This window comes from Streptomyces sp. NPDC091649, assembly GCF_044756785.1.
GTDB lineage: Bacteria > Actinomycetota > Actinomycetes > Streptomycetales > Streptomycetaceae > Streptomyces.
Genome location: NZ_JBIVTR010000002.1, coordinates 352,852 through 376,225, shown reverse-complemented (window position 1 = coordinate 376,225; position 23,374 = coordinate 352,852). Strand labels below are relative to the sequence as shown.

Sequence of the window (23,374 nt, the reverse complement as noted above, 5' to 3'; positions counted from 1 at the left end):
CCTCCGGGCAGGAAGGGGGGACGAGGGCGCGATGCCAAAGTAAGGGGAGCCTAACCTAAGCCAGGAGTGATCGCGCTCCTCGCCCCCTGGGGGTGTGCCGGTTGTCCGCTTTCTCCCTGCTTTTCCCTGGCTTCAGACCCCGAACTCCGCCCGGCAGGCGTCGAGCCCTTCCACGGTCACGTCCACGCTCCGGTGCGCCTCCCACCGGGCCCGGTCCAGGCGCAGCCGCCGGAGGGTGACCGGGGCCCCGCGCACGATGTCCGTCTCCAGGCCGTCGTCCGTGTACCCGAGCCGTCGCGAGACCCCGAGCGAACGGGGGTTGTCCGTCATGGCGGAGGACACGGCGTACCGCGCGCCGAGCCCGGCGAACGAGAGATGGAGGGCGGCGGCGCGCATCTCCGTACCGAGGCCCCGCCCCTGGAACGCGAGCCCGAGCCACGAGCCGGTCTGCACCTGCCGCCGCACCGCGAAGCCGCGCCCCGAGAGGTCCTGCCGCCCCACGGCCCTCCCCTCGTGGAGGACGGCCAGACTGAGCGTCCAGTCCTGTACGGACCAGTCGGCCACGGTCCCCAGCACATGCTGGAGCACCCCCCGCCCCACCTCCTCGGGCCGCCCGTCCGTCCACGGCACGGTGAACGGCATACGGCCCGGGGCGTGCACCCCGCCGGCGGCCACCGAGGCCAGCTCGTCGAGGAGTTCGAGCCCGGGCAGGCGAAGTTCGAGGCGAGGCGTACGGAGGCGAAGCCCGTACAGCGGCCAGTGCCGGAGGTCCATGGGGTCCATGACGGGACTCTGCCGGACGGATGCCGGAGGTGTCGACCGGAATAGGCGCGGCCCGCGGCGGCGGAGGCATCGCCGGGCCGGTGCGGCCACGCCCCCGCCGCCGTGTCAGGCCCCGATCCCGGCGGGCTGCTCGGTACCGGCCGGCCCGTCGCTCCCGCCCGGTGAGGCCCCGCTCCTCCGAGGCTCGCCGCGGTCGGCGGAGGGGCCGGCCGTCGACGCCCCCCGCCGGGCGCGGAGGCCGAACGCGCTGACGGCGGCGGCGATCAGGGTGGCGGCCACCGGGACGGCCAGGGCCGCCCGGTACCCGTCGAGCAGGGCGGCCGGCGACGTCCCGTCCGTGGCGGCGATGTTGACGGCGGCCACGGCGGACAGCCCCAGCGCGGCCCCGAACTGGAAGGACGTGTTGAGCAGTCCGCCCGCCACGCCCTGCTCCTTTGCGGCGATGCCGTCGGTGGCCACGATGGTGAGGGGCCCGTACACCAGGGAGAAGGTCACGCCGAGGAGGAGCAGGCCCGGGAACATGGCCGCGTACGACCAGTCCGCGGTGATCGGCAGGAACAGGGCGTACGAGAACGACGCGAGGAGCAGCCCGCCGAAGATGACCCGGGCATGGCCGAACCGGGCCACCAGCCTGGGAGTGAGGAGCGGCGAGAGGACCGCGTCCACGCCGATGACGAGCAGCGCGAAGCTGGTCCGCAGGGGCGACCAGCCGCGCAGCTCCTGGAGGTAGAGCACGACGATGAACTGGAAGCCGAAGAAGCCCGCGGCGAACAGCAGCCCCGACACGTTGGCGCGGACCAGCGACCCGCTGCGGAAGAGGCCCGGGCGCACCAGCGGTGAGGACGAGGCGCGCTCGATGAGGGCGAACGCGAGGAAGAGCAGCAGGGCCGCGCCGACCGTGCCGACGGTCCAGGCGGCCGGGGCGTGCGTGGCCCGCTCGACACCGAAGACGAGGAGCAGGATTCCGGCGGTGACGGTGACCGCTCCGGCCAGGTCGACCCCCTGCCCGGTGCGGTCCGGGCGCGGGGACGCGGGGACGAGCGCGAGCGCGGCGAGAAGGATGCCGAACGAGAGGATGACCGGCGCGAAGAACACCCAGCGCCAGTCGACGGCGGAGAGCAGTCCGCCGACGACCAGGCCGATGGAGAAGCCCCCGGCGGCGGTGCCCGCGTAGACGAGCAGGGCCTTGTCGCGCTGCGCCCCCTCCGGGAAGCCGGTGGTGATGATCGACAGCCCGGCCGGGGTCATGAAGGCGGCGGCGACCCCGGTCACGAAGCGGGCGGCGATCAGCATCCAGCCCTCGGCGGCCAGGCCGCCCAGGCCGGAGAAGACCAGGAACACCACGAGCCACAGGATGAACATCCGGCGACGGCCGAACAGATCGGCCGCCCGTCCGCCCAGCAGCATGAAGCCGCCGTAGCCCAGGACGTAGGCGCTCATCACCCACTGGAGTGTGCCGGTGGACAGGCCGAGGTCCGCACGGATCGCCGGCAGGGCCACGTTGAGCATGGCCACATCGATGCCTTCGAGGAAGATCGCGCCGCACAGCACGAGCAGCACACCCCGGGCGCGTCCGGTCATACGGTCACTGCTCGGAATCGATGAGGGCGGTGGTGAGGACACGGAGCGGCTCCTTGGGCACGGAAGGGAGGGCATGGCGAACCGCCGCGACAGCGGGTCGGCTGGGCGTGGTTCGCGTTCGGAGGCGTCAAGCGGCGCACCGCGGCGAGAAGTTACGAAACTGCCGGTCGGTTCCCTCTTGTAACCACTCGAAGCTTGCGGCACCGTGGGTGGGTATGGAAGAAGGCACTTCGAAGTCACCCGGTGACTGCGCGAATACCGGCGCTGACCAGGACTTCGACATCAGCCAGTGGGACGTCCGCGAGGGGTGCGAGGTACGGCAGATCCTCGACCGCGTCGCGGACAAGTGGTCGCTCCTCGCCATCGCCCACCTGGAACGCCGCACGCTGCGCTTCTCCGAGCTGCGCCGGCTGATCGAAGGCATCAGCCAGCGCATGCTGACGGTGACCCTGCGCCAGCTGGAACGCGACGGCCTGGTGCGGCGCACGGTCTACCCCGTCGTCCCGCCCCGCGTGGAGTACGAGCTCACGGAGCTGGGCGCGACGCTGCACACGACGATCCGGTCCCTGGTCGACTGGACCGAGAGCCACCAGCAGGAGATCGCGAAGGCGCGTGCCGACTACGACAGCCGTCAGGGCGTCGAGGCGTCCGGCCCGCCCAGCTCGTAGTGGTCGTACGCCGTGTCCACGCGGCCGACGCCCACTAGAGTGACGTGGTGACCTCACCTCAGCGAAACGCCGTGTCGCGTGTGGGCGAAGAAGAGCGCGAAAGCGCCGTGAGGCGTGTGCGGGAGGCGTACGCGGAGGAGCGCATCGCGCACGAGGAGATGGACGAGCGCCTCGGGAAGGCACTCGCCGCCACGACGCACGGCGAGCTCGCGGCGGCCCTGGAGTCGCTCCCGGCCGAGGACCCCGGCACCACGCTCACGATCGCCGCCGCCGGTGGACGGATCACGCGGCGCGGCGCGTGGCGGGTACCCCGCGTCCTCAAGGTCCAGTCCGCCTTCGGGCGGGTGCGCCTGGACCTGTCGCGGGCGCTCATCGAGTACCCGGTCATCGACATCGAGCTGAGCATCGGCACCGGCAACGCGCACGTCACGGTGCCGCGCGACGCGATCGTGGAGGCAGAGAGCGTGGAGACCGGCTGGAAGGACCTGCGCTACCAGCCCCGCCGGCCGTCCCGCCCCGGCGCACCGCGTATCCGCTTCTCGGGGGCGATGGGATACGGGCGGCTGAAGATCCGCCACGCCTGGCGCTGAGGAGCCTCGGGCGCGGCGGGCGGCCCTGCGGCGGCCGCCCCCGGCCGCCGTGAGTGCGTCCACGGGGCCGGGGCGGCAGCGTTCAGAGCGGCGGGAGGAGGCCGATCAGCCCGGAAGCCCCAACTCCCTCGCGATCAGCATCCGCTGTACCTCGCTCGTTCCCTCGCCGATCTCCAGGATCTTCGAGTCGCGCCACATCCGTGCCACCGGGTACTCGTTCATGAAGCCGTAGCCGCCGTGGATCTGTGTCGCCTCGCGGGCGTTGTCCACCGCGACCGTGGAGGAGTACAGCTTCGCGATCGCCGCCTCCTTCTTGAACGGCTCGCCCGCCACCAGCCGCGAGGCCGCGTCGCGCCAGCCCACGCGGGCCATGTGGGCACGCATCTCCATGTCGGCGATCTTGAACTGGATCGCCTGGTTCGCGCCGATCGGTTTGCCGAACGCATGGCGTTCGGCCGCGTACTTCACGGACTCGTCCACGCAGCCCTGCGCCAGGCCCGTGGCCAGCGCCGAGATCGCGACCCGGCCCTCGTCCAGGATGCGCAGGAACTGCGCGTAGCCCCGGCCCTCCTCGCCCAGCAGGTTCGCCGCCGGGACGCGGACGTCGGAGAAGGACAGCTCCCGGGTGTCCGAGGCGTTCCAGCCGACCTTCGAGTAGGGGGCGGCGACCGTGAAGCCGGGGGTGCCGGAAGGGACGATGATCGCGGAGATCCGGGGGCGGCCGTCCTCCTTGCGGCCCGTCACCGCCGTCACCGTGACCAACTCGGTGATGTCCGTGCCGGAGTTGGTGATGAAGCACTTCGACCCGTTGATCACCCACTCGTCGGTGGCCTCGTCCAGCACCGCCGTCGTCCGCGTGCCGCCCGCGTCCGAGCCGCCGTCCGGCTCGGTCAGGCCGAACGCGCCGAGCGCCTCGCCCGAACAGAGCTTCGGCAGCCACCGCCGCTTCTGCTCCTCCGTGCCGAAGAGGTGCAGCGGCATCGCGCCCAGCGAGACCCCGGCCTCCAGGGTGATCGCCACCGAGGAGTCGACCCGGGCCAGCTCCTCCAGGGCGATCCCGAGCGCCAGGTAGTCGCCGCCCATGCCGCCGTACTCCTCCGGGAACGGCAGTCCGAACAGGCCCATCCGGCCCATCTCGCGCACGATCTCGTACGGGAATTCGTGGCGCTCGTAGAAGTCGCCGATCTTCGGCGCGACCACGTCGTGGGCGAACGCCTCGACCGTGCGGCGCAGTTCCTCGTGCTCGGCGGTCAGCCGGTGGTCCAGGGACATGGTGGGGCTCACTCCTTGTGGGAGGGGGAAGAGGGTGGGGTCAGGGCGCGGACCGTGCGGGATGGGCTCGGCCTGCCCAGGTGTCCGGCCAGCCACGCGCTGGTGGCGGTCAGTGCGTCGAGGTCGACGCCGGTCTCGATGCCGAGGCCGTCGAGCATCCACACGAGGTCCTCGGTGGCGAGGTTGCCCGTGGCGCTCTTCGCGTACGGGCAGCCGCCCAGGCCGCCCGCCGAGGCGTCGACCGTGCTCACGCCGTGCTGGAGCGCCGCCAGGGTGTTGGACAGCGCCTGGCCGTACGTGTCGTGGAAGTGGACGCCGATCGACTCCGTGCGGACGCCGGCCTCGTTCAGCGCCGTCAGCAGCGCCGCCACGTGGCCCGGTGTGGCCACCCCGATCGTGTCGCCCAGCGACAACTCGTCGCAGCCCAGGTCCATCAGCGCCTTCGCGACCCTGACCACCTGCGCCACCGGCACCGCGCCTTCCCACGGATCTCCGAAGCACATGGACAGATACCCGCGCACCCGCACCCCGTCCGCCTTGGCGCGGGCCACCACCGGCTCGAACATGGCCAGCGACTCGTCCACGGTCCGGTTCAGGTTGCGTGCGGCGAACGTCTCCGTCGCCGAGCCGAACACCGCGATCGACCGGGCCCCGAGTGCCAGCGCCCGGTCCAGTCCGCGTTCGTTCGGCACGAGGACCGGGAGCGAGACGTCGCCCACGTCCGCGATCTCCCCGAGGAGGGGGAACAGGTCCTCCGCGTCCGCCAGTTGGGGCACCCACTTCGGGTGCACGAAGCTGGTCGCCTCGATGGTGGTCAGGCCGGCCACCGCCAGGCGGCGGATGAACTCGGCCTTCACCTCCGTCGGGACGATCCCCTTCTCGTTCTGGAGGCCGTCCCGGGCGCCCACCTCGTGGATCCGGACCCGGGCGGGCAGCCCGGGGGCCGGGACCGTCATGGGGAGCGGTCGCGTGCTCATGAGTCCTCCCGGGGCGCCACGACGGCCAGGACCTGGTCCATCGCGACCGTCGTGCCCGCCGTGACGTCCAGTTCGGTGACGGTCCCCGCGTGCGGGGCGGAGATCACGTGCTCCATCTTCATCGCCTCCACCACGAGCAGGCTCTGTCCGGCCTCCACCTCGTCCCCGACGGCGACCTTCACCACCGTGACCGTGCCCGGCATCGGGGCCGCCAGGGTGTCCGCCCCGCTCCGGCCGGCCCCGCTCAAGGACGCCTCCACCGGGTCGTGGTCCTGGACGTGCCAGGTGTCGCCGTCCCGGCCGAGCCAGTCCCCGGAGCGGTGGAAGTGGCCTACCGTGCCGTCGAGTTCGACCGTGACCCGGTCGGGCGTGACCGTCGCGGAGGCCGGCGCCCCGCAGGCCACCGGGTCCGCGCCCGGCACGCGCAACGGGAAGACCAGCGGCGCCGGCACACCGCCCGTCCGCCACCCGCTCGGCACCGAGAACGGGTCCGTCCAGCCGCCCGCGTCCGGCGTGGGCGCCAGCGCGTCGAGGCGCACGGCGGCCGCCGCCGCGTACACCTCGTCCGGCACCCCGTCCGGCACCAGGCCCTCCGCCTCGCGCTCCACCAGCCCCGTGTCCAGGTTCCCCGAGACCACGTCCGGGTGGGCCAGCAGGCGGCGCAGGAAGCCCGCGTTGGTCGGGACGCCCAGGATCACCGTGTCGGCGAGGGCCGCCCGCAGCTTGCGCAGGGCGCTCGCACGGTCGGGGCCGTACGCGATGACCTTCGACAGCATCGGGTCGTACAGGCTGCCCACCGGCACGCCCTCGCTGAGCCCCGAGTCCGTCCGCACCCCGCCGCCCTGCGGCTCGCGCAGCGCCAGCACCGTACCGCCCGAGGGCAGGAAGCCCCGGGACGGGTCCTCGGCGCAGAGGCGGGCCTCGATCGCGTGACCGGTGAGGCGGATGTCCTGCTGCGTGTACGGGAGCCGCTCGCCCGCCGCCACCCTCAGCTGCCACTCCACCAGGTCCAGGCCCGTGACCAGCTCGGTGACCGGGTGCTCGACCTGGAGGCGGGTGTTCATCTCCATGAAGTAGTACGAGGCCGGGTCGTCGCCCGGGACGATGAACTCCGCCGTGCCCGCACCGGCGTACCCGCAGGAACGCGCCGCCTGCACCGCGGCCTCGCCCATCGCCGCCCGGGTCTTCTCGTCGAGCAGGACCGAGGGGGCCTCCTCGATGATCTTCTGGTGGCGGCGCTGGAGCGAGCACTCGCGCTCGCCGAGGTGGATCACGTGGCCGTGGGCGTCGGCCAGCACCTGGATCTCGATGTGGCGCGGCCGGTCGATCCATCGCTCCACCAGGAGGGTGTCGTCGCCGAACGAGGCGCGTGCCTCGCGCCTCGCCGCCGCGATCTCCTCCGCCAGCACCGCCGTGTCGCGGACCAGGCGCATCCCCTTGCCGCCGCCGCCCGCCGAGGGCTTGAGCAGCACCGGCGTGCCGATCTCCCGGGCGGCCTCCTCCAGCTGGGCGTCGGTCAGGCCGCTGCCCGAGGAGCCCGGGACCACCGGAACCCCGGCCGCCGCGACCGTCTCCTTGGCCCGGATCTTGTCGCCCATGAGGGAGATCGCGGAGGCGGGCGGGCCGATGAAGACCAGCCCCGCGTCCGCGCAGGCCCGGGCGAAGGCGGCGTTCTCCGCGAGGAAGCCGTAGCCGGGGTGCACGGCCTGTGCGCCGGTGCGGCGGGCCGCCTCCAGCAGAGCGGGCACCGACAGGTAGCTCTCGGCGGCCGGCGGCGGACCGATCCGCACCGCCGTGTCCGCCTCCCTCACATGCCGGGCGTCCGCGTCCGCGTCGCTGAAGACCGCGACCGAGCGCACTCCCTGTTCCCGCAGGGTCCGGATCACCCGGACCGCGATCTCGCCGCGGTTGGCGACCAGAACGGTGTCGAACATCGTCATCTGTTCCTCACATCCGGAAGACGCCGAAGCCGGGCCCGGCCGGGTCCTTCTGGGGCAGCGGGGCATTGGCGCAGGCGGTCAGGGCGAGGCCCAGCACCTGCCGGGTGTCCACGGGGTCGATCACGCCGTCGTCCCAGAGCCGGGCGGTGGCGTAGTACGCGTTGCCCTGGGTGTCGTACTGGGCGCGGATGGGGGCCTTGAACGTCTCCTCGTCCTCGGCGCTCCAGTCGTCGCCGAGCTGGTCCCGCTTGACCGTCGCGAGGACGGAGGCGGCCTGCTCGCCGCCCATGACCGAGATCTTGGCGTTCGGCCACATCCACAGGAAGCGCGGCGAGTACGCCCGGCCGCACATGGAGTAGTTGCCCGCGCCGTAGGAACCGCCGACCACGACCGTCAGCTTCGGCACGCGGGTGCAGGCCACGGCCGTGACCATCTTCGCGCCGTGCTTGGCGATGCCGCCCGCCTCGTAGTCCCGGCCGACCATGAAGCCGGAGATGTTCTGGAGGAAGACGAGCGGGATGCCGCGCTGGTCGCACAGCTCGATGAAGTGCGCGCCCTTCTGGGCCGACTCGGAGAACAGGATTCCGTTGTTCGCGACGATGCCGACCGGGTGGCCGTGGATCCGGGCGAAGCCGGTGATCAGCGTCGTGCCGTACTCCGCCTTGAACTCCTGGAAGCGCGAGCCGTCCACCACCCGGGCGATGACCTCGCGCACGTCGTAGGGGGTGCGGGAGTCCACCGGGACCGCGCCGTACAGTCCGGCCGGGTCCGCCTTCGGCTCCTCGGCCGGTTCGACCGACCAGGGGAGCGGGGCGCGGTCGGGCAGCGTGGCCACGATGTTGCGGACGATCCGCAGGGCGTGCGCGTCGTCCTCCGCGAGGTGGTCGGTGACCCCCGACGTACGGGAGTGGACCTCGCCGCCGCCCAGCTCCTCCGCCGTGACGACCTCGCCGGTCGCGGCCTTCACCAGCGGCGGGCCGCCGAGGAAGATCGTGCCCTGGTTGCGGACGATGACGGCCTCGTCGCTCATCGCCGGGACGTACGCCCCGCCCGCCGTGCAGGAACCCAGCACCGCCGCGATCTGCGGAATGCCGGCGCCCGACATCCGGGCCTGGTTGTAGAAGATCCGCCCGAAGTGGTCCCGGTCGGGGAAGACCTCGTCCTGCATCGGCAGGAACGCGCCGCCCGAGTCGACCAGGTAGAGGCAGGGGAGCCGGTTCTCCAGCGCCACCTCCTGCGCGCGCAGGTGCTTCTTCACGGTCATCGGGTAGTACGTGCCGCCCTTGACGGTCGCGTCATTGGCGACGATCACGCACTCCCGGCCGCTGACCCGTCCGATCCCGGCGATCACCCCGGCCGCCGGGGCAGCGCCCCCGTACAGCCCCTCGGCCGCCAGCGGAGCCAGCTCCAGGAACGGCGAGCCGGGGTCGAGGAGGGTGTCCACCCGGTCCCGGGGGAGCAGCTTGCCGCGCGCCTCGTGGCGGGCCCGCGCCTTCTCACCCCCGCCCAGCCGTGCCGTGGCGAGGCGTTCCGCCAGCTCGTCGGAGAGCGCGCGATGAGCCGCCTCGTTGGCCTGCCAGGCCGCCGAGGCGGGATCGGCCGCGCTCGCCAGGACCGGTGCCTGCTGCATCGTGTCGAGCCCCCTTGCCCGTACCGCGGTAGAGAAATGGCGTTGACGTGGTGTTAATGAGCGTTAACGCGTTTCCCTCAGGTTAACGACCGCTAACGACCCTGTCTAGAATGAATCCTCATGAGCACCCATGCCGCCGCCCGCGTCGCGGCCCCCACCCGCCGCGAGCAGATCCTCCGGGAGGCCGCCCGCCTCTTCGCCGAGCGCGGCTTCCACGGTGTCGGCGTCGACGAGATAGGCGCCGCCGTCGGGATCAGCGGGCCCGGCCTCTACCGCCACTTCCCCGGCAAGGACGCGATGCTCGCCGAACTGCTGGTGGGCATCAGCGAGCGCCTGCTGGAGGGCGGACGGCTGAGGGTCACGGAGAACGCCGCAAGGGGCGACGGCGCTCCGGAGGCCCTCCTGGACGCGCTCATCGAGGGCCACATCGACTTCGCCCTCGACGACCGCCCCCTGATCACCCTCCACGACCGAGAGCTGGACCGGCTGCGCGACACGGACCGCAAGCAGGTGCGCCGGCTCCAGCGGGAGTACGTCGAGGTCTGGGTCGGGGTCGTCCGCGCCCTCTACCCGTCGCTGGCCGAGAACCGGGCCCGCGTCACCGTGCACGCCGTCTTCGGCCTGCTGAACTCCACCCCGCACCTGGCCCGCCCCGAGGCGCTGCCCGGCCGCGCGGCGACCGCCGCCCTGCTGCACCGGCTGGCCCGGGGCGCCTTCGCCGCCGCGGAGCCCTCCTGAGCCGCGGTTCCGCCGCCGCCGTGCGTTTCCCGGCCTGCCGGAGAAGCAGGCCGCCCCGCGCAGGGCCGAGACCGCCGACGGCCCCCGGGCGGGCGTGAGCGTGCGCGGGGCGGTCCGCGACCTCCGGGCGGCGGTCTCCACGACGACCGGGAGTGACGGACCTCCCCGAGGTGCCGCGGAACGCCCGGAGTGCCGGGTCAGCCGGCCGCGTCCCTGGCGAAGACCCTGACCAGGTCGACCCGCATCGGATGGCCCGGCTCCGTGGCCGGTCCGGCCGTCGCGCCGTCCGCCTCCGGCAGCTTGCCGCCGATCGCCACGTTCAGGATCAGGAACACCCCGTGGTCCACGGCCCGCTTCCAGGTCCCGGCGTCCATCGCGGCGGCCCGCACCCGGTGGTACACCCGGTCGTCCAGATACCAGCGCACCTCCTCCGCGCCGGGGGAGAGGTCGACCTCGACGGCGTACGTGTGGAAAGCCGTACGGCAGTCCGCGCACTCCTGCGGGCCCGACGTCAGCCCCACGGGCTCCTCGCAGGGGCCGCCCTCCAGGATGCCGCAGTGCATCGACCCGAAGAAGGTGTCCCGGCCGTTGACCGACTCCATCACGTCCAGCTCGCCGACCCCGGGCCAGCCGGTGTACCCGTCGCGCAGAGCCGACCCGAGGGTCCAGAACGCCGGCCAGTACCCCGCCGCCGCCGGACCCGTCACGTCCGGCAGCGCGATCGACGCCTCGATCCGCAGCACCCCGCCGGGCGGCGGCGCGAAGTCGGACCGCACGGTCGTGATCCGGCCCGACCTCCACGTCCCGCCCTTCCTGGTCGGGACGATCTCCAACACGCCCCGGCCGTCGAGGCGCACGTTGTCGGTCGAGTCGGTCATGGTCTCGATCTCGCCGGTGCCCCAGCGGGGCGCCGGGCAGCCCGGGTAGCAGGTGCCGAGGTCGTACTGCCAGCGCGCGGGGGAGGGGCGGCTGCCCGCCGGTCCGTCGAAGTCGTCCCGCAGCAGCTCGGTCCAGCCGTCCGCACCCGGCGCGGCGGGGGGTGCGGTCGCGGCCGGGGGCAGCGCGCCCGACTCCGTCAGCAGCCGCTCCAGCCGGGGGGCCAGCACGATCGCCGCCACGTTCGTCAGGTGGGCGTCGTCCCGGTAGAGCAGGACCCGGTCCCGTACCGCCGGGCACGTCGGGCCGTTCCCCGGGCACAGCGCCGGATTCAGGCTGACGGACCGCACGCCCGGCACCGCGCCCGAGGCGATCCGCCGCGCCAGCGGGTCGGCCGTCACCGCGTCCGCCCGGCTGAACGCGCAGGCCGCGGCCTTGTCCGGAGCGCCGGAGACGCACGCCGGGATGTCCGTCCCCGGTACGGGGGTGTCCTCGATGTACACGATGGGCGCGCCGGTCTCCCGCAGCGGCTTGAGCGTCTTCTCCCAGGCGGCGGTGAGGAGTTCACGGTCGGCGGTGTAGCGGTTGAGCGAGGCGATCACGATGAGCCGGGGCTCGGGCCCCTTCCGCAGGCGGTCCAGGGCGTCGGCCCGCCAGGTGTCGCACTCCCGGTAGACGCGCCCCAACTGCGGGCTTTTCACCGTCAGTTCCGGCAGCGGGCAGCCCTGTTTCACCAGTTCCTGGAGCGCCCAGCCGCGCTGGGAGGCGAGCGCGAGCAGCGGGGAGAACCACTGGCCGGCGTGCGAGTCGCCGAGCAGCACGACGCGGTCCGGGCTGTCCACCGCCCCGAACAGGCACTCCGGGCTGCGGGTCGCCGCCGGGGCGACCTGGCAGTCCCCGTCCGGCGGGAAGTCCTCACGCGCCTGGGCCGGGCCCGGCACCAGCGGGCCGTCCGCGGGCGCGGAGCCGTCCGCCCGGGCGAGCAGCGAAGGGCCGGAGGCCGCGCCCGGCGGCAGGCCCTTGGCGTCGACCGGGGTGACCGGGCCCAGCAGGTGCAGGGTCGTGGTGCCCACGACCAGCGCGAGCACGACGGGAAGGACGACGGCGGAGATCCCCACGGCCAGCCCGCGGCGCGGCAGTTCGGATACCGTACGGCTGCGGCGCAGCGGCTGTTCGACCCAGCGCATGGTGGCGAGGGCGGGCAGCGCGGCGGCCAGCGTCAGCGCTGTCTTCGCGGGCCAGCCGAGCGCCCCGAGACGCGTCTCGGCGAGGACGAGCACCGGCCAGTGCCACAGGTAGAGGTTGTACGAGAGCCGCCCGACCGCCCGAGGGGCCCGGCCCGACAGCAACCGCCCCACGCCGAGTGCTCCTCGGACGACGCGCTCGCCCCGGCCGGGGATCGCGGCGAGGATGACGGCGGCCGTGCCCAGAGTGGGGACGAGCGCCGCGTAGCCGGGGTACGGGGTCGAGGCGTCGTACGACACGGCGCACCAGACGATCGCCCCCGCCCCCGCCCACCCGCAGGCCGACCGCAGCGGACGCGGGCCGCGCAGCAGGTGCCAGGGCAGCAGCGCCAGCAGCGCGCCGACGGCGAACTGCCAGACCCGCGAGGGCGTTCCGAGGTACGCCAGGGAGACGGAGTCCCGCGTCCAGTGCAGGGACAGCGCGAACGAGGCGACGGCCAGGGCGGCGGTGGCGAGCGCCACGACCGCGCGCACGGCCCGCCCCCGGCGCACCGCGCGGGCGGCGACCAGGACGAGCGCCGCCAGCAGCGGGGCCCAGAACAGGTAGAACTGCTCCTCGACGGCGAGCGACCAGAAGTGCAGCAGCGGGCTCTGGTCGTGTCCGGCGGCCAGGTAGTCGGTCTGCTGGGAGACGAACCGCCAGTTGGCGACGGACAGTGCCGCGGCGAGGACGTCCTGCTCCAGGTCGGCTCGGAGCAGGGGAACGGTCAGCCACGCCCCGGCGGCCGCGACCGCCGCCAGGACGACGGCGGCGGAGGGCAGCAGACGCCGGGCCCGCCGGGAGAAGAAGTCGCCCAGCCGGATCCGGCCGGTGGTGACCGCCTCCCGCACCAGGAGCCCGGTGATCAGATAGCCGGAGATGACGAAGAAGACGTCCACCCCGACGAAGCCGCCCGCCATCCCCGGTATCTGGGCGTGGAAGGCGAGAACCGCGAGGACGGCGACCGCGCGCAGCCCCTCGATGTCGGGCCGGAACGTCGTCCGGTGCGGACTGGGCCCGGACTCGCCGCCCGAGCTGCTGGAGCCGCCCGAGCTGCTGGAGCCGCCGGGACCGCTCGGCCCGGACGGGCCGTCGGCGCGCGGCGGTGGTGTGACGGGCGGGGGAGCGGGCCGCTTCGGGCGAGGGCGAGGGCGAGGGCGGCGGGCGAGCGGGAAGGGCATGGGGCGGCGCCTTTCGGGACGGCTCAGCTCAGCCACGGGAGCATGGGGTCGACCCATCCCGAGGCGAGCAGGCCGGTGAGCAGGAGGACGGCGGAGGCGGCGAGCCCCTCGGGCCAGCGGCGGGGCAGCACGCCCGTCCGGGGCCGCGGCCGGCGCCCGGTGAGCGGATGGTTCCGGGGCCGGCCGGCCGTCGTGGCGGCCGGGCGCAGCTCGGCGAGCAGGTCCCGGATCAGGGGCACGTTGATCTGCGACTGGACCAGGAGGTAGAGGCCGAGGCCCCAGTTGGGCTCCCACCCGTTGCGGGCCACGGCCAGCGCGAGGCCCCCGGCGGCGGCTCCGTTGGACAGGACCAGCCAGACCAGCGAAGCGCCCACGACCCGGCGGGCCATCGAGCCCGGCCTCCCCTCGCCCTGTGCACCGGTGGGCACCCAGGCGGCGCGCCGGCCCCGCAGGGTGTGCCAGAACGCGGTGGCGGCGGCCACGCTGGTGAGGACGTTGGCGCGGATCACCTCCACCCGCCACCGGGTCCGGCTGATCCGGGGCAGCAGCACGTGCCACAGCCACAGCGGCGCGAGGAGCGGCAGGACGTGCCAGGGGCGGACGTCGTCCGGGTACCAGAACATCATCACCAGCGGCGGCAGCGGTGCGGCGAAGGTGTTCACGGCCGTGGTCAGATAGCCGACGACGCCCTCGTAGAAGCACAGCCGCATCCGCCAGGGCGCGCCCATCCGCTGGAGCACCGGGGCGCCGAGGAGATGCAGGTTGCCCAACGCCCACCGGTACTGCTGGTTGACGAACGAGGTGACGGTGTCGGGCGAGGTGCCCTTGGCGACCAGGACCGGGACGTACTGGGTGCGGAACCCCCGCTCGTGCAGGGCGAGTCCGGTGTACAGGTCCTCACTGTGGTCGAGCCGGGCGAAGCCGCCCGCCAGGTCGATCGCTGCGCGCCGGTAGACGGCGTTGCTGCCGCAGCAGATCGCCGCGTCGCTGGCGTCCCGCGAGGGCTGGATCCAGCGGAAGAACCACTCCTGGGCGGCTCCGGCGGCGCGCTGGATCCAGTCCATCCCCGTGTCGGTGTCGAAGCACTGCGGGCTCTGCACGATGCCGACGGCGGGGTCCGCGAGGTACGGGACCAGATGGCGCAGGAAGTCCGGCCGGGGCGCGAAGTCCGCGTCCAGGATCGCGATGAACTCGGCGCCGCTCAGGGTGAGGGCGTGGTTGAGGTTCCCGGCCTTCTTCAGGTGCCCCCGGTCGGGTCGTACGACGTACCGGTAGCCGTGCTCGGCGGCCAGGGCCGCCACCTCGGCGCGGTCGGCGTCGTCCAGCACCCAGACGGTGAGCGCGTCGGGCCAGTCGAGGGCGGCGACCGCGCGGTAGGCGTTGGCGAGGACGGGGAGCGGCTCGCCGCAGGTCGGCAGGTAGAGGTCCACGGAGGGCAGGCGGGCGGGCCGCCAGGCGCGGACGAGCACCTCGTGCGAGGCCCGGGTCAGCCGGCGCAGGCGCAGGCTGTTCACGGAGGACAGGAGCAGGGCCACGACGTTCAGCCCGAGGATCACGAGGAACGCCCAGAGGGCGGGAGTCCGCAGCGCGAAGGTGAACATCGTCGCCGCCGTGAACACGAAGGCGAGGGAGCTGCTCACCAGCACCCACCGGCGCTGGGGCCCGAAGTACCAGTAGAGCTCGTCCTCGGACGGAGGTTGCGGAAGGTGATGCACGGTCATAAAGCCCCCCACGGCTGTGTATGTGCCCGTTTCAGGTGGCCCACCCTAATGTCAAAGGTATAGACCACTCGCGCGAAACCGCCGCAACAGGCAGAACCGGACACGGGTTTGGCGTGACTCAATTGGTCCAGACCTCTGGGTGCTCCCATTCGAGCCCGGCACCTGCCCGCCGGAGGAAGGAGCAGGTCACGCGGGGGTGAACAGTCCCCCAAGACTTGCTCCGCGAAACAGCCCGACCCGGCCGTGCAAGACACCGCGCACGCCTCGTGCACCGGACGGCACAATGGGGCCATGCCGATACCCAGCCGCGCCGCCCTCGTCGACCACCTCGTCCGTACGCGTATCGCCGGGGACGTCGCCACGCCGCGCGACAACAACCTCTCCCACTACCGCAAGCTCGCCAACGGAGACCGCCACTACTGGCTGGGCCTGGAGCTCGGCGACCGCTGGACCGACGAGCAGGACGTACTCGCCGTGATGGCCGAGCGGTGCGGCGTCAACGACGACCCCGCGCACCGGCAGGGGCAGGACACCATCGACCCCGAGCTGACGGTCGACGCCCTGGAGCGGATGGCGGCCCGGCTGCGCAAGGCGGCGGACGGCCGCGAGCGGGTGCTGTTCGCCACCGGGCACCCCGGCGGCCTGCTGGACGTGCACCGGCAGACGGCGGACGCGCTGCGCCGTGCGGGCTGCGAGATCGTCCGCATCCCGTCCGGGCTGGTCGCGGACGAGGGCATGGTGTTCCAGTTCGCCGACGTGGCGATGCTGGAGCGCGGGGCGACCCTCTGGCACACCCACTCACCGGCCCCGATGGCCGCCATCCTGGACGCCATGGCCCACCTCGGCCGCCCGCTGCCCGACCTGGTCGTGGCCGACCACGGCTGGGCCGGCTGCGCGGGGCAGCGGGGGCTGGACGCGATCGGATACGCGGACTGCAACGACCCGGCCCTCTTCCTCGGCGAGTCGGAGGGCACCCTCCAGGTCACGGTCCCGCTCGACGACCACGTCACCGACCCGCGCTTCTACGACCCGATGACGGACTACCTGCTGCACGCGGCGGGCCTGCTGGAGGAGGAGCCCGCAGGGGACGTGGAGCCGGCTTTCTGAGGGCCTGGTCCGCGCCGTGTCCGGCCGGCCCGCTGACCGGCTCGTTCCGGGATCACCGTGCGGATGCCGGGATCACCGCGGGGGTGCGGCGTCCGTGGTGTCGAGCAGCACGCACTGGTCGAATCTCATGCAGCCGCACTCCAGGCAGTCCGCGACTGCCTGGCGCAGGGCCTGGGTCTCCGCGATGTGCCGGTCGAGTTCGGGCAGCTTGCGCGCAGCCATGTTCCGCCACTGGCGGGTGGCGGACGGGGTGGTGTCTTCGGCCAGCAGCCGCGCGATCTCGGCGAGGGTGAGCCCCGCCCGCTGCGCCATCCTGATCAGGGCGACCCGGCGGATCGCGGTGGCGGGCCATACCCGGCGCCCGCCTTCGCGGCGCGCGCCGGGCAGCAGACCGCGCTCCTCCCAGTAGCGCAGCGCCGAAGCCCGCACGCGGGCTCTGTCCGCGAGCTCACCGATGGGCAGAAACCGCATGCCCGCCCCTTCCTCGGTCCTCGGTCCGGCCTTGACTTCAAGCGTGCTTGAAGGGCGACCGTGACCGGCATGTTCTCAGCATTACCGGGACGTCCGGTGCCCGGCCCCTACCGCTCCCTCTTCACCGACCGGACCTTTCGGCGGCTGATGCCGGTCTTCGCCCTGTCCGACCTGGGCGACGGCATGAGCGTCGTCGCCGTCGCGTGGCTCGCGTTCGCGCTGGGACCCGAGGGCGGCCGGGGCGCGTTGGCCGGCATCGCTGTCGCCTCCTACGTCCTGCCCGGCGCGCTGGGCGCACTGGTCCTCGGCAGGTGGATGCGCCGGCTCCCCGCGCGACGGCTCCTGGTCACCGACGCCGCGTTACGTGCCGTACTGCTGGGGGCCGTCCCCCTCGCGCACGTGGCGGGGCTGCTCACCCCGCCCGTGTACGTCGGGCTCCTGGGCGCCTCCTCGCTGCTCCACGCCTGGGGCAAGGCCGGAAAGCACGCGCTCTTCGCCCCGCTGCTCCCCGCCGACCAGCGTCTGGCGGCCAACAGCGTGCTCAGTACCAGTCTGTGGAGCGCGACCATCGCGGGCCCAGCTCTCGCGGGCCTTCTCGCGGGAGCGGTGTCCCCGGCATGGATCATCGGCCTGAACGCAGCCACGTTCGCCGTGCTCGCCCTCCGGGCCGGCCGCACCACCCTGCCCCGGTCACCGGTGTCCCCGGTGGCCGGCGGGACACAGCGCGGGCTGGGCATTCTGCGCCGTCAGCCGGAACTCCTCGGCCTGCTCCTCGTGACCTGGGTGTTCAACCTCGCCTTCGGACCCGTCGAAGTCGCCCTCCCTCTGTTCGTCTCCGACAACCTCGGTGCAGGCGCCGGGCTGCTCGGCGCCTACTGGGCCGCCTTCGGCATCGGAGCCGTCATCGGCACCCTCGCACTGGGCGCGGCCAGACGGCTTCCCCTGTGGCCGGCCATGCTCGGCATCATCGCGGGCCACGGCATCGGCCTGCTCCCCTTCGCTCTCACGGACACCGCCCTCCCCTCCCTGATCGGCTTCGCCTTCGCCGGACTCGTCTACGGCCCCTACTCCGCGCTCTCCTTCACTCTGGTCCAGGACCGCGCACCCGCCGACTCGCTCACCACGGTCCTGGCCGCGCGCGGCGCCGTACTCCTGACGGCCTCGCCTCTCGGAGCCGCGCTCGGAGGCTTCCTCCTCGACCGGACCGGTGCACCCGTCGTCCTCGTCGGCTGCGGTGCGTTGATGATCCTCATCGCCCCCGCCGGCTTCGTCGTGCTGGGACTGTACGGAGGGCGTCGCCGACGGCAGCGGCCCTCACACCCTCCGGCCGGGCGGGCGAGGTGCACCGATTGAGACCGGCCGGCGACACGTCACCGGGTGCCCGGGTGGACAGCGCCCTCACCCAGTGACGGCGACGCTTCGGCGGCGGTAGTAGGCGATCGCGAGAGCGAGGGTGATGGGTCCCCAGGCGGCGAGGGGGGTGACACACACCGTCGCCAGCGTCTCCCAGGCGGCATTGCTGTACTCGACCGTGTCGATGACGCCGTACGGGGTGAGTTCGCGACCCCCGCCGATCGGAACGCTGGTGAACAGCAGGGTGAGTATCAGGCCGCCGAGGGCAGCGGGGCCCCACGCCGCCACCGGCCGGACGCGTCTTCCGCCGATGACCGGTATCCAGGCGGGCGCCACCTCCCCCCAGCCCCGGACCAGCCCGATGGTCAGCAACGCGATCCCTTCCGACAGCGCACTGAGCCCGAGGATGTACGCGATGCCCACCCAGCCCAGCCAGGAGGCCGGCATGCCGCCCTCCTGGACCTGCCCCATGTCGAAGTGCAGAGCGAAGGGCAGCCGCCACAGGCACGACGGCAGCAGAAGCAGCGGAAGCGCATGGGCCAGGCGCATCGCCCAACGGGGAACGGGCCGTTCGGTGTCACCGACGGACGGGGGCCGGTGAAGAAGCTTCGGAGCCATGGCTTCATCCTCACCAGGCGGGCGCGACGGGAAATCAACCGAGCGGGCCGGACCGCTCCGCCGCGCGAAGGAGGCGCTCTCCCCCGCGCGGGGTAGCGGTTCACAGGGCATGCCCTCCTGGGGTCCCGGCCCGGGCCGGCGCCCCGACTCCCCCTTGGGGGGCGCTGTCGCAGCACGCTCCGCACGGCCTCGGTCGACGCGGGCGCGACGGCGGAACCGCTGCCGCGATGCGTCAGGCGCCGCTGCCGGGACCGCGTCCGCCGCGTCCCGGCGTGGGGTCCAGGTAGACCCGCCGGACCGACGGGAACCGTTCGCGCAACTGCGCCTCCGCCCCCTCGCACGCCCACTCCACTTCGGCGGCGGTGGCCATGTCCCGGAAGTCGACCTTCGCGGCGATCAGGATCTCGGCCGGCCCCTGGATCAGCGTGGTCAGCTCCAGGACGTCCACGATGTGCGGGACGGACTTCAGCTCCTCGCGCACCCCCGCCCGCATCGCCGGGGGCAGCGGCCGGCCGATCAGCAGCTGGGCGTTGGACCGGCCGAGTACCCAGGCCACGTACACGAGCAGCAGGCCGATCAGACAGGACGCGATCCCGTCCCAGACACCCGACCCCGTCAGCTGTCCGCCGAGCAGTCCGCCCGCGGCGAGCAGCAGCCCGGTCAGGGCCGCCGAGTCCTCCATCACGACGGCCTTCACCGCCGTGTCCGGGGTGTGGCGGAGGTAGTACGCGTCCGGCACCCGCAGCCGTGACGCCTCGCGCCGCAGCTGCTTGACCCCGGTGCGCAGTGAGTAGCTCTCCAGGAGGAAGGCGACGCCGAGGACGAGGTAGGAGATGAGCGGATCGCCCAGCTCCTCGCCGGCGACCAGCGTGTGCACTCCGTCGTAGACGGAGAAGACGGCCCCACCGACGAAGGTGGCGATGGAGGCGAGCATCGCCCAGATGTAGCGCTCGGGGCCGTAGCCGAGAGGGTGGTCCTCGTCGGCCGGCTTCCCGCTGCGCTTGAGCGCGGCGAGGAGCATGACCTCGGTGACCGTGTCGGCGACCGAGTGGGCCGCCTCGGAGAGCATCGCGCTGGAGCCGCTGATCATCCCGGCGGCGGCCTTCGCCACGGCGATGCCGAGGTTGGCGGCGGCCGCCACGACCACCGTGAACGTGGACTCCCCGCCATCGGCCCGGCTCTCGGCCTTCGCGTCATTCATGCTGGGGAGTATGTCCGAAATGGCGCGTCAGGTGGTGTTCATCCCCGGGGGACGCGGACGACGCCTTCCTGGATGACGGTGATCGCCAGCCGCCCGTCGGCGGTGTAGATACGGGCCTGGCCCAGTCCGCGACCGCCAAAGGCGGACGGCGACTCCTGGTCGTACAGCAGCCACTCGTCCGCCCGGAACGGCCGGTGGAACCACATCGCGTGATCCAGGCTCGCGCCCACCACGTCCCCGACCGCCCAGCCGCCCCGCCCGTGGGCCAGGAGCACCGAGTCGAGCAGGGTCATGTCCGAGACGTACGTGGCCATGCAGACGTGCAGCAGAGGGTCGTCGGCGAGCTTGCCGTTCGTCCGGAACCACACCTGCGAACGGGGCTCGCGCGCCTCGCCCACCGTGCCGAACGGCGGCGCGTCCACGTACCGCAGATCCACCGCCGCCCGTGCCTCGATCAGCCGGTCCACGACCCCCGGATCGCTGAAGCGGTCCGCGTACCGGGGCAGCATCTCGGCGGCCGTCGGCAGGGTCTCCGGGTCCGGTGCGGCGGGCATGGGGGCCTGGTGCTCCAGCCCTTCCTCGTACGTCTGGAAGGACGCGGAGAGGTGGAAGATCGGCTGCCCGTGCTGGACGGCGACCACGCGGCGGGTGGTGAAGGACCGCCCGTCGCGGATCCGGTCGACGCTGTAGACGATGGGAGCGCCCGGGTCCCCCGCCCGCAGGAAGTACGCGTGCAGGGAGTGGGCGGCCGGGGCCTCCCCCGCACGGGCGGAGCCGGGGGGCCGGGGGAGGCCGGCGGGGACGGTGCGGCCCGCGGCGACGAGCGCCTGGGCCGCGACCTGGCCGCCGAACACCCGGGGAACGAGTGAGCCGCGGCTCTCGCCCCGGAAGATGTCCCGCTCGATCTGCTCCAGGTCGAGCAGGTGGAGCAGATCGAGCAGAGGGCCGGGACTCTCGTTCATGGCGGGAACGTAACCCCTTACAGGCCCATGGACTTGGCGATGATCGACTTCATGACCTCGCTGGTGCCGCCGTAGATGCGGTTGACCCGGTTGTCCGCGTACAGGCGGGCGATCGGGTACTCGTTCATGAAGCCGTAGCCGCCGTGCAGCTGGAGGCAGCGGTCGATGACGCGGTGGGCGACCTCGGTGCAGAACAGCTTCGCGGAGGCGGCCTCCGCGGCCGTCAGCTCACCGGCGTCCAGGGCCTCCAGCGCGCGGTCGGCGACGGCCTGGGCCGCGTCGACCTCCGCCTGGCAGGCGGCCAGCTCGAACTTGGTGTTCTGGAAGGAGGCGACCGTCTTGCCGAAGACCGTGCGCTCCTGCACGTACTCCTTGGCGAAGCGGACGGCGGCGGCGGCCTGGGCGTACGCCCCGAAGGCGATGCCCCAGCGCTCGGAGGCCAGGTTGGTGCCGAGGTAGCCGAAGCCCTTGTTCTCCTCGCCCATGAGGTCCTCGGCCGGGACCTTGACGTCGACGAACGCCAGCTCGGCGGTGTCGGAGGTCTTCAGGCCGAGCTTGTCGAGCTTGCGGCCGACCGAGTAGCCCTCGGACGAGGTGTCGACGGCGAAGAGGGAGATGCCGAAGCGGCGGTCGTCCTCGCGCGGGGCGGCGGTGCGGGCGCAGACGATGACGCGGTCGGCGTGCACGCCGCCGGTGATGAAGGTCTTCGCGCCGTTGAGGACGTAGTGCGTGCCGTCCTCGGAGAGCTTGGCGGTGGTCTTCATGCCCGCGACGTCGGAGCCGGTGCCCGGCTCGGTCATCGCCAGGGCCCACATCTCCTCGCCGGTGGCGAACTTCGGCAGCCAGCGCTTCTTCTGCTCGTCGGTGGCGAGCATCTTGATGTAGGGCAGGCCGAGGAGCGTGTGGACGCCGGAGCCGCCGAAGGTGACGCCCGCGCGCGCGGTCTCCTCGTAGAGGACGGCGCCGTACTTGTGCGAGTCGACGCCCGCACCGCCGTACTCCTCGTCCACCTCGATGCCGAAGATGCCCAGCTCACCGAGCTTGAGGTAGAAGTCGCGCGGCACCTCGCCCGCGGCGAACCACTCGTCGTAGACCGGCACGACCTCGGCCGCGATGAAGGCGCGGATGGTCTCCCGGAACGCCTCGTGGTCCTCGTTGAATACCGTACGGCGCACGGGATGCCTCCTGGGTCGGCAGTCGATTCACGGAATGCGCGGAACGTGCCACGCGGCTAAGCGCTTGCTCAGACTGTCTCGAAGTTACCCGCCGGTCGCGGTCGCTGTCCAGGGTGATGCTCGGCACGCGATGGCCCGGCGAGCACCGCCGGAGCACCGCTGATGCTCCGGCGGTGCAGACCGATTGTCAGTGGCGTGGGGGAGTATCGGAACAACGGCGACGGACGTATCGGGGGGACCACCGTGACGATCACGAACGACCAGCTGGCGGGGCACACGTTCCTGGCCCCGCTCTACGAGGACGACTACTTCCCGGACGCGGACCCGGAGGAACTGATCGCCGAGCGGGAGTGGTGACCGCGTGTGGCGACCGGTTTTCCCGGTGACGGGCCGGGGCGGGAGCGGCTGTGGGAGGGTGGGGAAGTGAGACTGGAGGACCTGGCCCGGCTGCGTAGGGCCCGTGACCGCATGGACCGCGAGTACGCCGAACCGCTCGACGTCCCCTCGCTGGCCCGCTCCGCGCTGATGTCGCCCGGCCACTTCTCCCGCAGCTTCCGCGCCGCCTTCGGCGAGACCCCGTACAGCTATCTCATGACCCGCCGCATCGAGCGGGCCAAGGCGCTGCTGCGCCGGGGCGACCTCTCGGTCACGGACGTCTGCTTCGCCGTCGGCTGTACGTCGCTCGGCTCGTTCAGCTCCCGCTTCACGGAGCTGGTCAAAGAGAGCCCGAGCGCCTACCGGGCCCGCCCCCACGACGCGGGCGAGACCATTCCGGCGTGCGTCGCGAAGATGTTCACGCGACCGGTCAGGAATGGAGAAGCGCATCCCAACCCCGGGCCGTAGCGTGAAACGCATGGACATCAACCTCTCGCAGTGCTTCATCGCCGTCGACGACCACGACAAGGCGCTCGCCTTCTACCGCGACGCCCTGGGAATGGAGGTGCGCAACGACGTCGGCTTCGAAGGCATGCGCTGGGTGACCGTCGGGTCTCCCGCACAGCCGGATGTGGAGATCGTCCTGGAGCCGCCGCTCGCGGACCCGAACGCCCCGGCAGCCGACAAGCAGGCCATGGCCGAACTGCTCGCCAAGGGCATGCTGCGCGGCGTCATCCTCTCCGCCGAGGATGTGGACGCGGCCTTCGAGAAGGTCCGCGCCGCAGGGGGAGAAGTGCTCCAGGAGCCGATCGACCAGCCGTACGGCGTCCGTGACTGCGCCTTCCGGGACCCCTCCGGCAACATGCTGCGCATCACCCAGGCCGGCAAGAAGTAGCACCCGCACCACACCCGCCCCGCACCACAGCGCCGG

General features: G+C 72.8%; 20 protein-coding genes. 7 read left to right on the top strand and 13 right to left on the bottom strand.

Annotation, left to right across the window (positions count from 1 at the left end; genetic code table 11):
* Positions 1-132: 132 nt before the first annotated feature.
* Both ACIQMU_RS06815 and ACIQMU_RS06810 read right to left on the bottom strand, forming a co-directional pair.
* Complete coding sequence (locus tag ACIQMU_RS06815; protein ID WP_402688423.1) at positions 133-774, bottom strand: GNAT family N-acetyltransferase; 642 nt, start codon at positions 772-774, stop codon at positions 133-135.
* A 114-nt stretch (positions 775-888) separates the two neighbouring features.
* The gene (locus ACIQMU_RS06810) at positions 889-2,364 is read right to left on the bottom strand and encodes an MFS transporter (RefSeq protein WP_402688346.1); all 1,476 of its coding nucleotides are present in this window, start codon (positions 2,362-2,364) and stop codon (positions 889-891) included.
* A 215-nt stretch (positions 2,365-2,579) separates the two neighbouring features.
* Between ACIQMU_RS06810 and ACIQMU_RS06805 the strand changes: the two genes are divergently transcribed.
* Together ACIQMU_RS06805 and ACIQMU_RS06800 are read left to right on the top strand one after the other, a co-directional pair.
* Positions 2,580-3,032, top strand: a complete 453-nt coding sequence (locus tag ACIQMU_RS06805; RefSeq protein ID WP_352241743.1) for a helix-turn-helix domain-containing protein — start codon at positions 2,580-2,582, stop codon at positions 3,030-3,032.
* Positions 3,033-3,079: 47 nt separating this feature from the next.
* Positions 3,080-3,622, top strand: a complete 543-nt coding sequence (locus ACIQMU_RS06800; protein ID WP_352241744.1) for a DUF1707 domain-containing protein — start codon at positions 3,080-3,082, stop codon at positions 3,620-3,622.
* A 105-nt stretch (positions 3,623-3,727) separates the two neighbouring features.
* Here the strand turns inward: ACIQMU_RS06800 and ACIQMU_RS06795 are convergent, their stop codons facing one another.
* From ACIQMU_RS06795 to ACIQMU_RS06780, 4 genes are read right to left on the bottom strand one after another with little or no spacing between them, the layout of a single operon-like run.
* Complete coding sequence (locus ACIQMU_RS06795; protein ID WP_352241745.1) at positions 3,728-4,894, bottom strand: acyl-CoA dehydrogenase family protein; 1,167 nt, start codon at positions 4,892-4,894, stop codon at positions 3,728-3,730.
* A gap of 8 nt (positions 4,895-4,902) precedes the next feature.
* On the bottom strand, positions 4,903-5,871 hold the full coding sequence (locus ACIQMU_RS06790) for a hydroxymethylglutaryl-CoA lyase (protein ID WP_352241746.1): 969 nt from the start codon (positions 5,869-5,871) through the stop codon (positions 4,903-4,905).
* Complete coding sequence (locus tag ACIQMU_RS06785) at positions 5,868-7,811, bottom strand: biotin carboxylase N-terminal domain-containing protein (protein ID WP_402688345.1); 1,944 nt, start codon at positions 7,809-7,811, stop codon at positions 5,868-5,870. The genes ACIQMU_RS06790 and ACIQMU_RS06785 overlap by 4 nt, the downstream gene beginning before the upstream one ends.
* A gap of 7 nt (positions 7,812-7,818) precedes the next feature.
* Positions 7,819-9,441, bottom strand: coding sequence for a carboxyl transferase domain-containing protein (locus tag ACIQMU_RS06780; protein WP_402688344.1), 1,623 nt, complete (start codon positions 9,439-9,441; stop codon positions 7,819-7,821).
* 120 nt (positions 9,442-9,561) lie between these two features.
* Between ACIQMU_RS06780 and ACIQMU_RS06775 the strand changes: the two genes are divergently transcribed.
* Positions 9,562-10,179 carry a TetR/AcrR family transcriptional regulator gene (locus ACIQMU_RS06775; protein WP_402688343.1) on the top strand — a complete coding sequence of 206 codons (618 nt, stop codon included), beginning with the start codon at positions 9,562-9,564 and terminating at the stop codon, positions 10,177-10,179.
* 197 nt (positions 10,180-10,376) lie between these two features.
* Here ACIQMU_RS06775 and ACIQMU_RS06770 read toward each other — a convergent pair whose 3' ends face one another.
* Complete coding sequence (locus ACIQMU_RS06770; RefSeq protein ID WP_402688342.1) at positions 10,377-13,460, bottom strand: SGNH hydrolase domain-containing protein; 3,084 nt, start codon at positions 13,458-13,460, stop codon at positions 10,377-10,379.
* A 23-nt stretch (positions 13,461-13,483) separates the two neighbouring features.
* Positions 13,484-15,181: a glycosyltransferase family 2 protein gene (locus ACIQMU_RS06765; RefSeq protein WP_402688341.1), complete on the bottom strand. Its 1,698-nt coding sequence runs from the start codon at positions 15,179-15,181 to the stop codon at positions 13,484-13,486.
* 291 nt (positions 15,182-15,472) lie between these two features.
* Between ACIQMU_RS06765 and ACIQMU_RS06760 the strand changes: the two genes are divergently transcribed.
* Positions 15,473-16,288 (top strand): phosphatase, encoded by an 816-nt coding sequence (locus ACIQMU_RS06760; RefSeq protein WP_402688340.1) that lies wholly within the window; start codon positions 15,473-15,475, stop codon positions 16,286-16,288.
* Positions 16,289-16,360: 72 nt separating this feature from the next.
* Here the strand turns inward: ACIQMU_RS06760 and ACIQMU_RS06755 are convergent, their stop codons facing one another.
* Positions 16,361-16,759 (bottom strand): MerR family transcriptional regulator, encoded by a 399-nt coding sequence (locus ACIQMU_RS06755; protein WP_402688339.1) that lies wholly within the window; start codon positions 16,757-16,759, stop codon positions 16,361-16,363.
* 69 nt (positions 16,760-16,828) lie between these two features.
* Here ACIQMU_RS06755 and ACIQMU_RS06750 point away from each other — a divergent pair, with 69 nt between their 5' ends.
* Positions 16,829-18,112: an MFS transporter gene (locus ACIQMU_RS06750; protein ID WP_402688338.1), complete on the top strand. Its 1,284-nt coding sequence runs from the start codon at positions 16,829-16,831 to the stop codon at positions 18,110-18,112.
* Between the two features lie 45 nt (positions 18,113-18,157).
* Here the strand turns inward: ACIQMU_RS06750 and ACIQMU_RS06745 are convergent, their stop codons facing one another.
* The 4 genes from ACIQMU_RS06745 to ACIQMU_RS06730 form a co-directional block, all read right to left on the bottom strand.
* A complete protein-coding gene (locus ACIQMU_RS06745; RefSeq protein ID WP_352241754.1) occupies positions 18,158-18,730 on the bottom strand; it encodes a hypothetical protein in 573 nt (190 codons plus the stop codon).
* A gap of 232 nt (positions 18,731-18,962) precedes the next feature.
* Positions 18,963-19,931: a cation diffusion facilitator family transporter gene (locus ACIQMU_RS06740; protein ID WP_402688337.1), complete on the bottom strand. Its 969-nt coding sequence runs from the start codon at positions 19,929-19,931 to the stop codon at positions 18,963-18,965.
* A 38-nt stretch (positions 19,932-19,969) separates the two neighbouring features.
* Positions 19,970-20,893 carry an acyl-CoA thioesterase II gene (locus ACIQMU_RS06735; protein WP_352241756.1) on the bottom strand — a complete coding sequence of 308 codons (924 nt, stop codon included), beginning with the start codon at positions 20,891-20,893 and terminating at the stop codon, positions 19,970-19,972.
* A 17-nt stretch (positions 20,894-20,910) separates the two neighbouring features.
* The gene (locus tag ACIQMU_RS06730; RefSeq protein WP_356728828.1) at positions 20,911-22,068 is read right to left on the bottom strand and encodes an acyl-CoA dehydrogenase family protein; all 1,158 of its coding nucleotides are present in this window, start codon (positions 22,066-22,068) and stop codon (positions 20,911-20,913) included.
* Between the two features lie 423 nt (positions 22,069-22,491).
* Between ACIQMU_RS06730 and ACIQMU_RS06725 the strand changes: the two genes are divergently transcribed.
* Together ACIQMU_RS06725 and ACIQMU_RS06720 are read left to right on the top strand one after the other, a co-directional pair.
* Entirely contained in the window at positions 22,492-22,911 is a 420-nt protein-coding gene (locus ACIQMU_RS06725) for a helix-turn-helix transcriptional regulator (protein ID WP_352241758.1), read from the top strand.
* 10 nt (positions 22,912-22,921) lie between these two features.
* A complete protein-coding gene (locus tag ACIQMU_RS06720; RefSeq protein WP_402688336.1) occupies positions 22,922-23,338 on the top strand; it encodes a VOC family protein in 417 nt (138 codons plus the stop codon).
* The last annotated feature ends 36 nt before the right edge of the window (positions 23,339-23,374 follow it).

Coding starts and splice junctions, on each gene's coding strand:
- ACIQMU_RS06755 (WP_402688339.1), bottom strand. CDS start 16,759: ATGCGGTTTCTGCCCATCGGTGAGCTCGCGGACAGAGCCCGCGTGCGG.
- ACIQMU_RS06750 (WP_402688338.1), top strand. CDS start 16,829: ATGTTCTCAGCATTACCGGGACGTCCGGTGCCCGGCCCCTACCGCTCC.
- ACIQMU_RS06735 (WP_352241756.1), bottom strand. CDS start 20,893: ATGAACGAGAGTCCCGGCCCTCTGCTCGATCTGCTCCACCTGCTCGAC.
- ACIQMU_RS06785 (WP_402688345.1), bottom strand. CDS start 7,811: ATGACGATGTTCGACACCGTTCTGGTCGCCAACCGCGGCGAGATCGCG.
- ACIQMU_RS06810 (WP_402688346.1), bottom strand. CDS start 2,364: ATGACCGGACGCGCCCGGGGTGTGCTGCTCGTGCTGTGCGGCGCGATC.
- ACIQMU_RS06720 (WP_402688336.1), top strand. CDS start 22,922: ATGGACATCAACCTCTCGCAGTGCTTCATCGCCGTCGACGACCACGAC.
- ACIQMU_RS06745 (WP_352241754.1), bottom strand. CDS start 18,730: ATGGCTCCGAAGCTTCTTCACCGGCCCCCGTCCGTCGGTGACACCGAA.
- ACIQMU_RS06790 (WP_352241746.1), bottom strand. CDS start 5,871: ATGAGCACGCGACCGCTCCCCATGACGGTCCCGGCCCCCGGGCTGCCC.
- ACIQMU_RS06765 (WP_402688341.1), bottom strand. CDS start 15,181: ATGACCGTGCATCACCTTCCGCAACCTCCGTCCGAGGACGAGCTCTAC.
- ACIQMU_RS06760 (WP_402688340.1), top strand. CDS start 15,473: ATGCCGATACCCAGCCGCGCCGCCCTCGTCGACCACCTCGTCCGTACG.
- ACIQMU_RS06795 (WP_352241745.1), bottom strand. CDS start 4,894: ATGTCCCTGGACCACCGGCTGACCGCCGAGCACGAGGAACTGCGCCGC.
- ACIQMU_RS06775 (WP_402688343.1), top strand. CDS start 9,562: ATGAGCACCCATGCCGCCGCCCGCGTCGCGGCCCCCACCCGCCGCGAG.
- ACIQMU_RS06815 (WP_402688423.1), bottom strand. CDS start 774: ATGGACCTCCGGCACTGGCCGCTGTACGGGCTTCGCCTCCGTACGCCT.
- ACIQMU_RS06740 (WP_402688337.1), bottom strand. CDS start 19,931: ATGAATGACGCGAAGGCCGAGAGCCGGGCCGATGGCGGGGAGTCCACG.
- ACIQMU_RS06805 (WP_352241743.1), top strand. CDS start 2,580: ATGGAAGAAGGCACTTCGAAGTCACCCGGTGACTGCGCGAATACCGGC.
- ACIQMU_RS06780 (WP_402688344.1), bottom strand. CDS start 9,441: ATGCAGCAGGCACCGGTCCTGGCGAGCGCGGCCGATCCCGCCTCGGCG.
- ACIQMU_RS06770 (WP_402688342.1), bottom strand. CDS start 13,460: ATGCCCTTCCCGCTCGCCCGCCGCCCTCGCCCTCGCCCTCGCCCGAAG.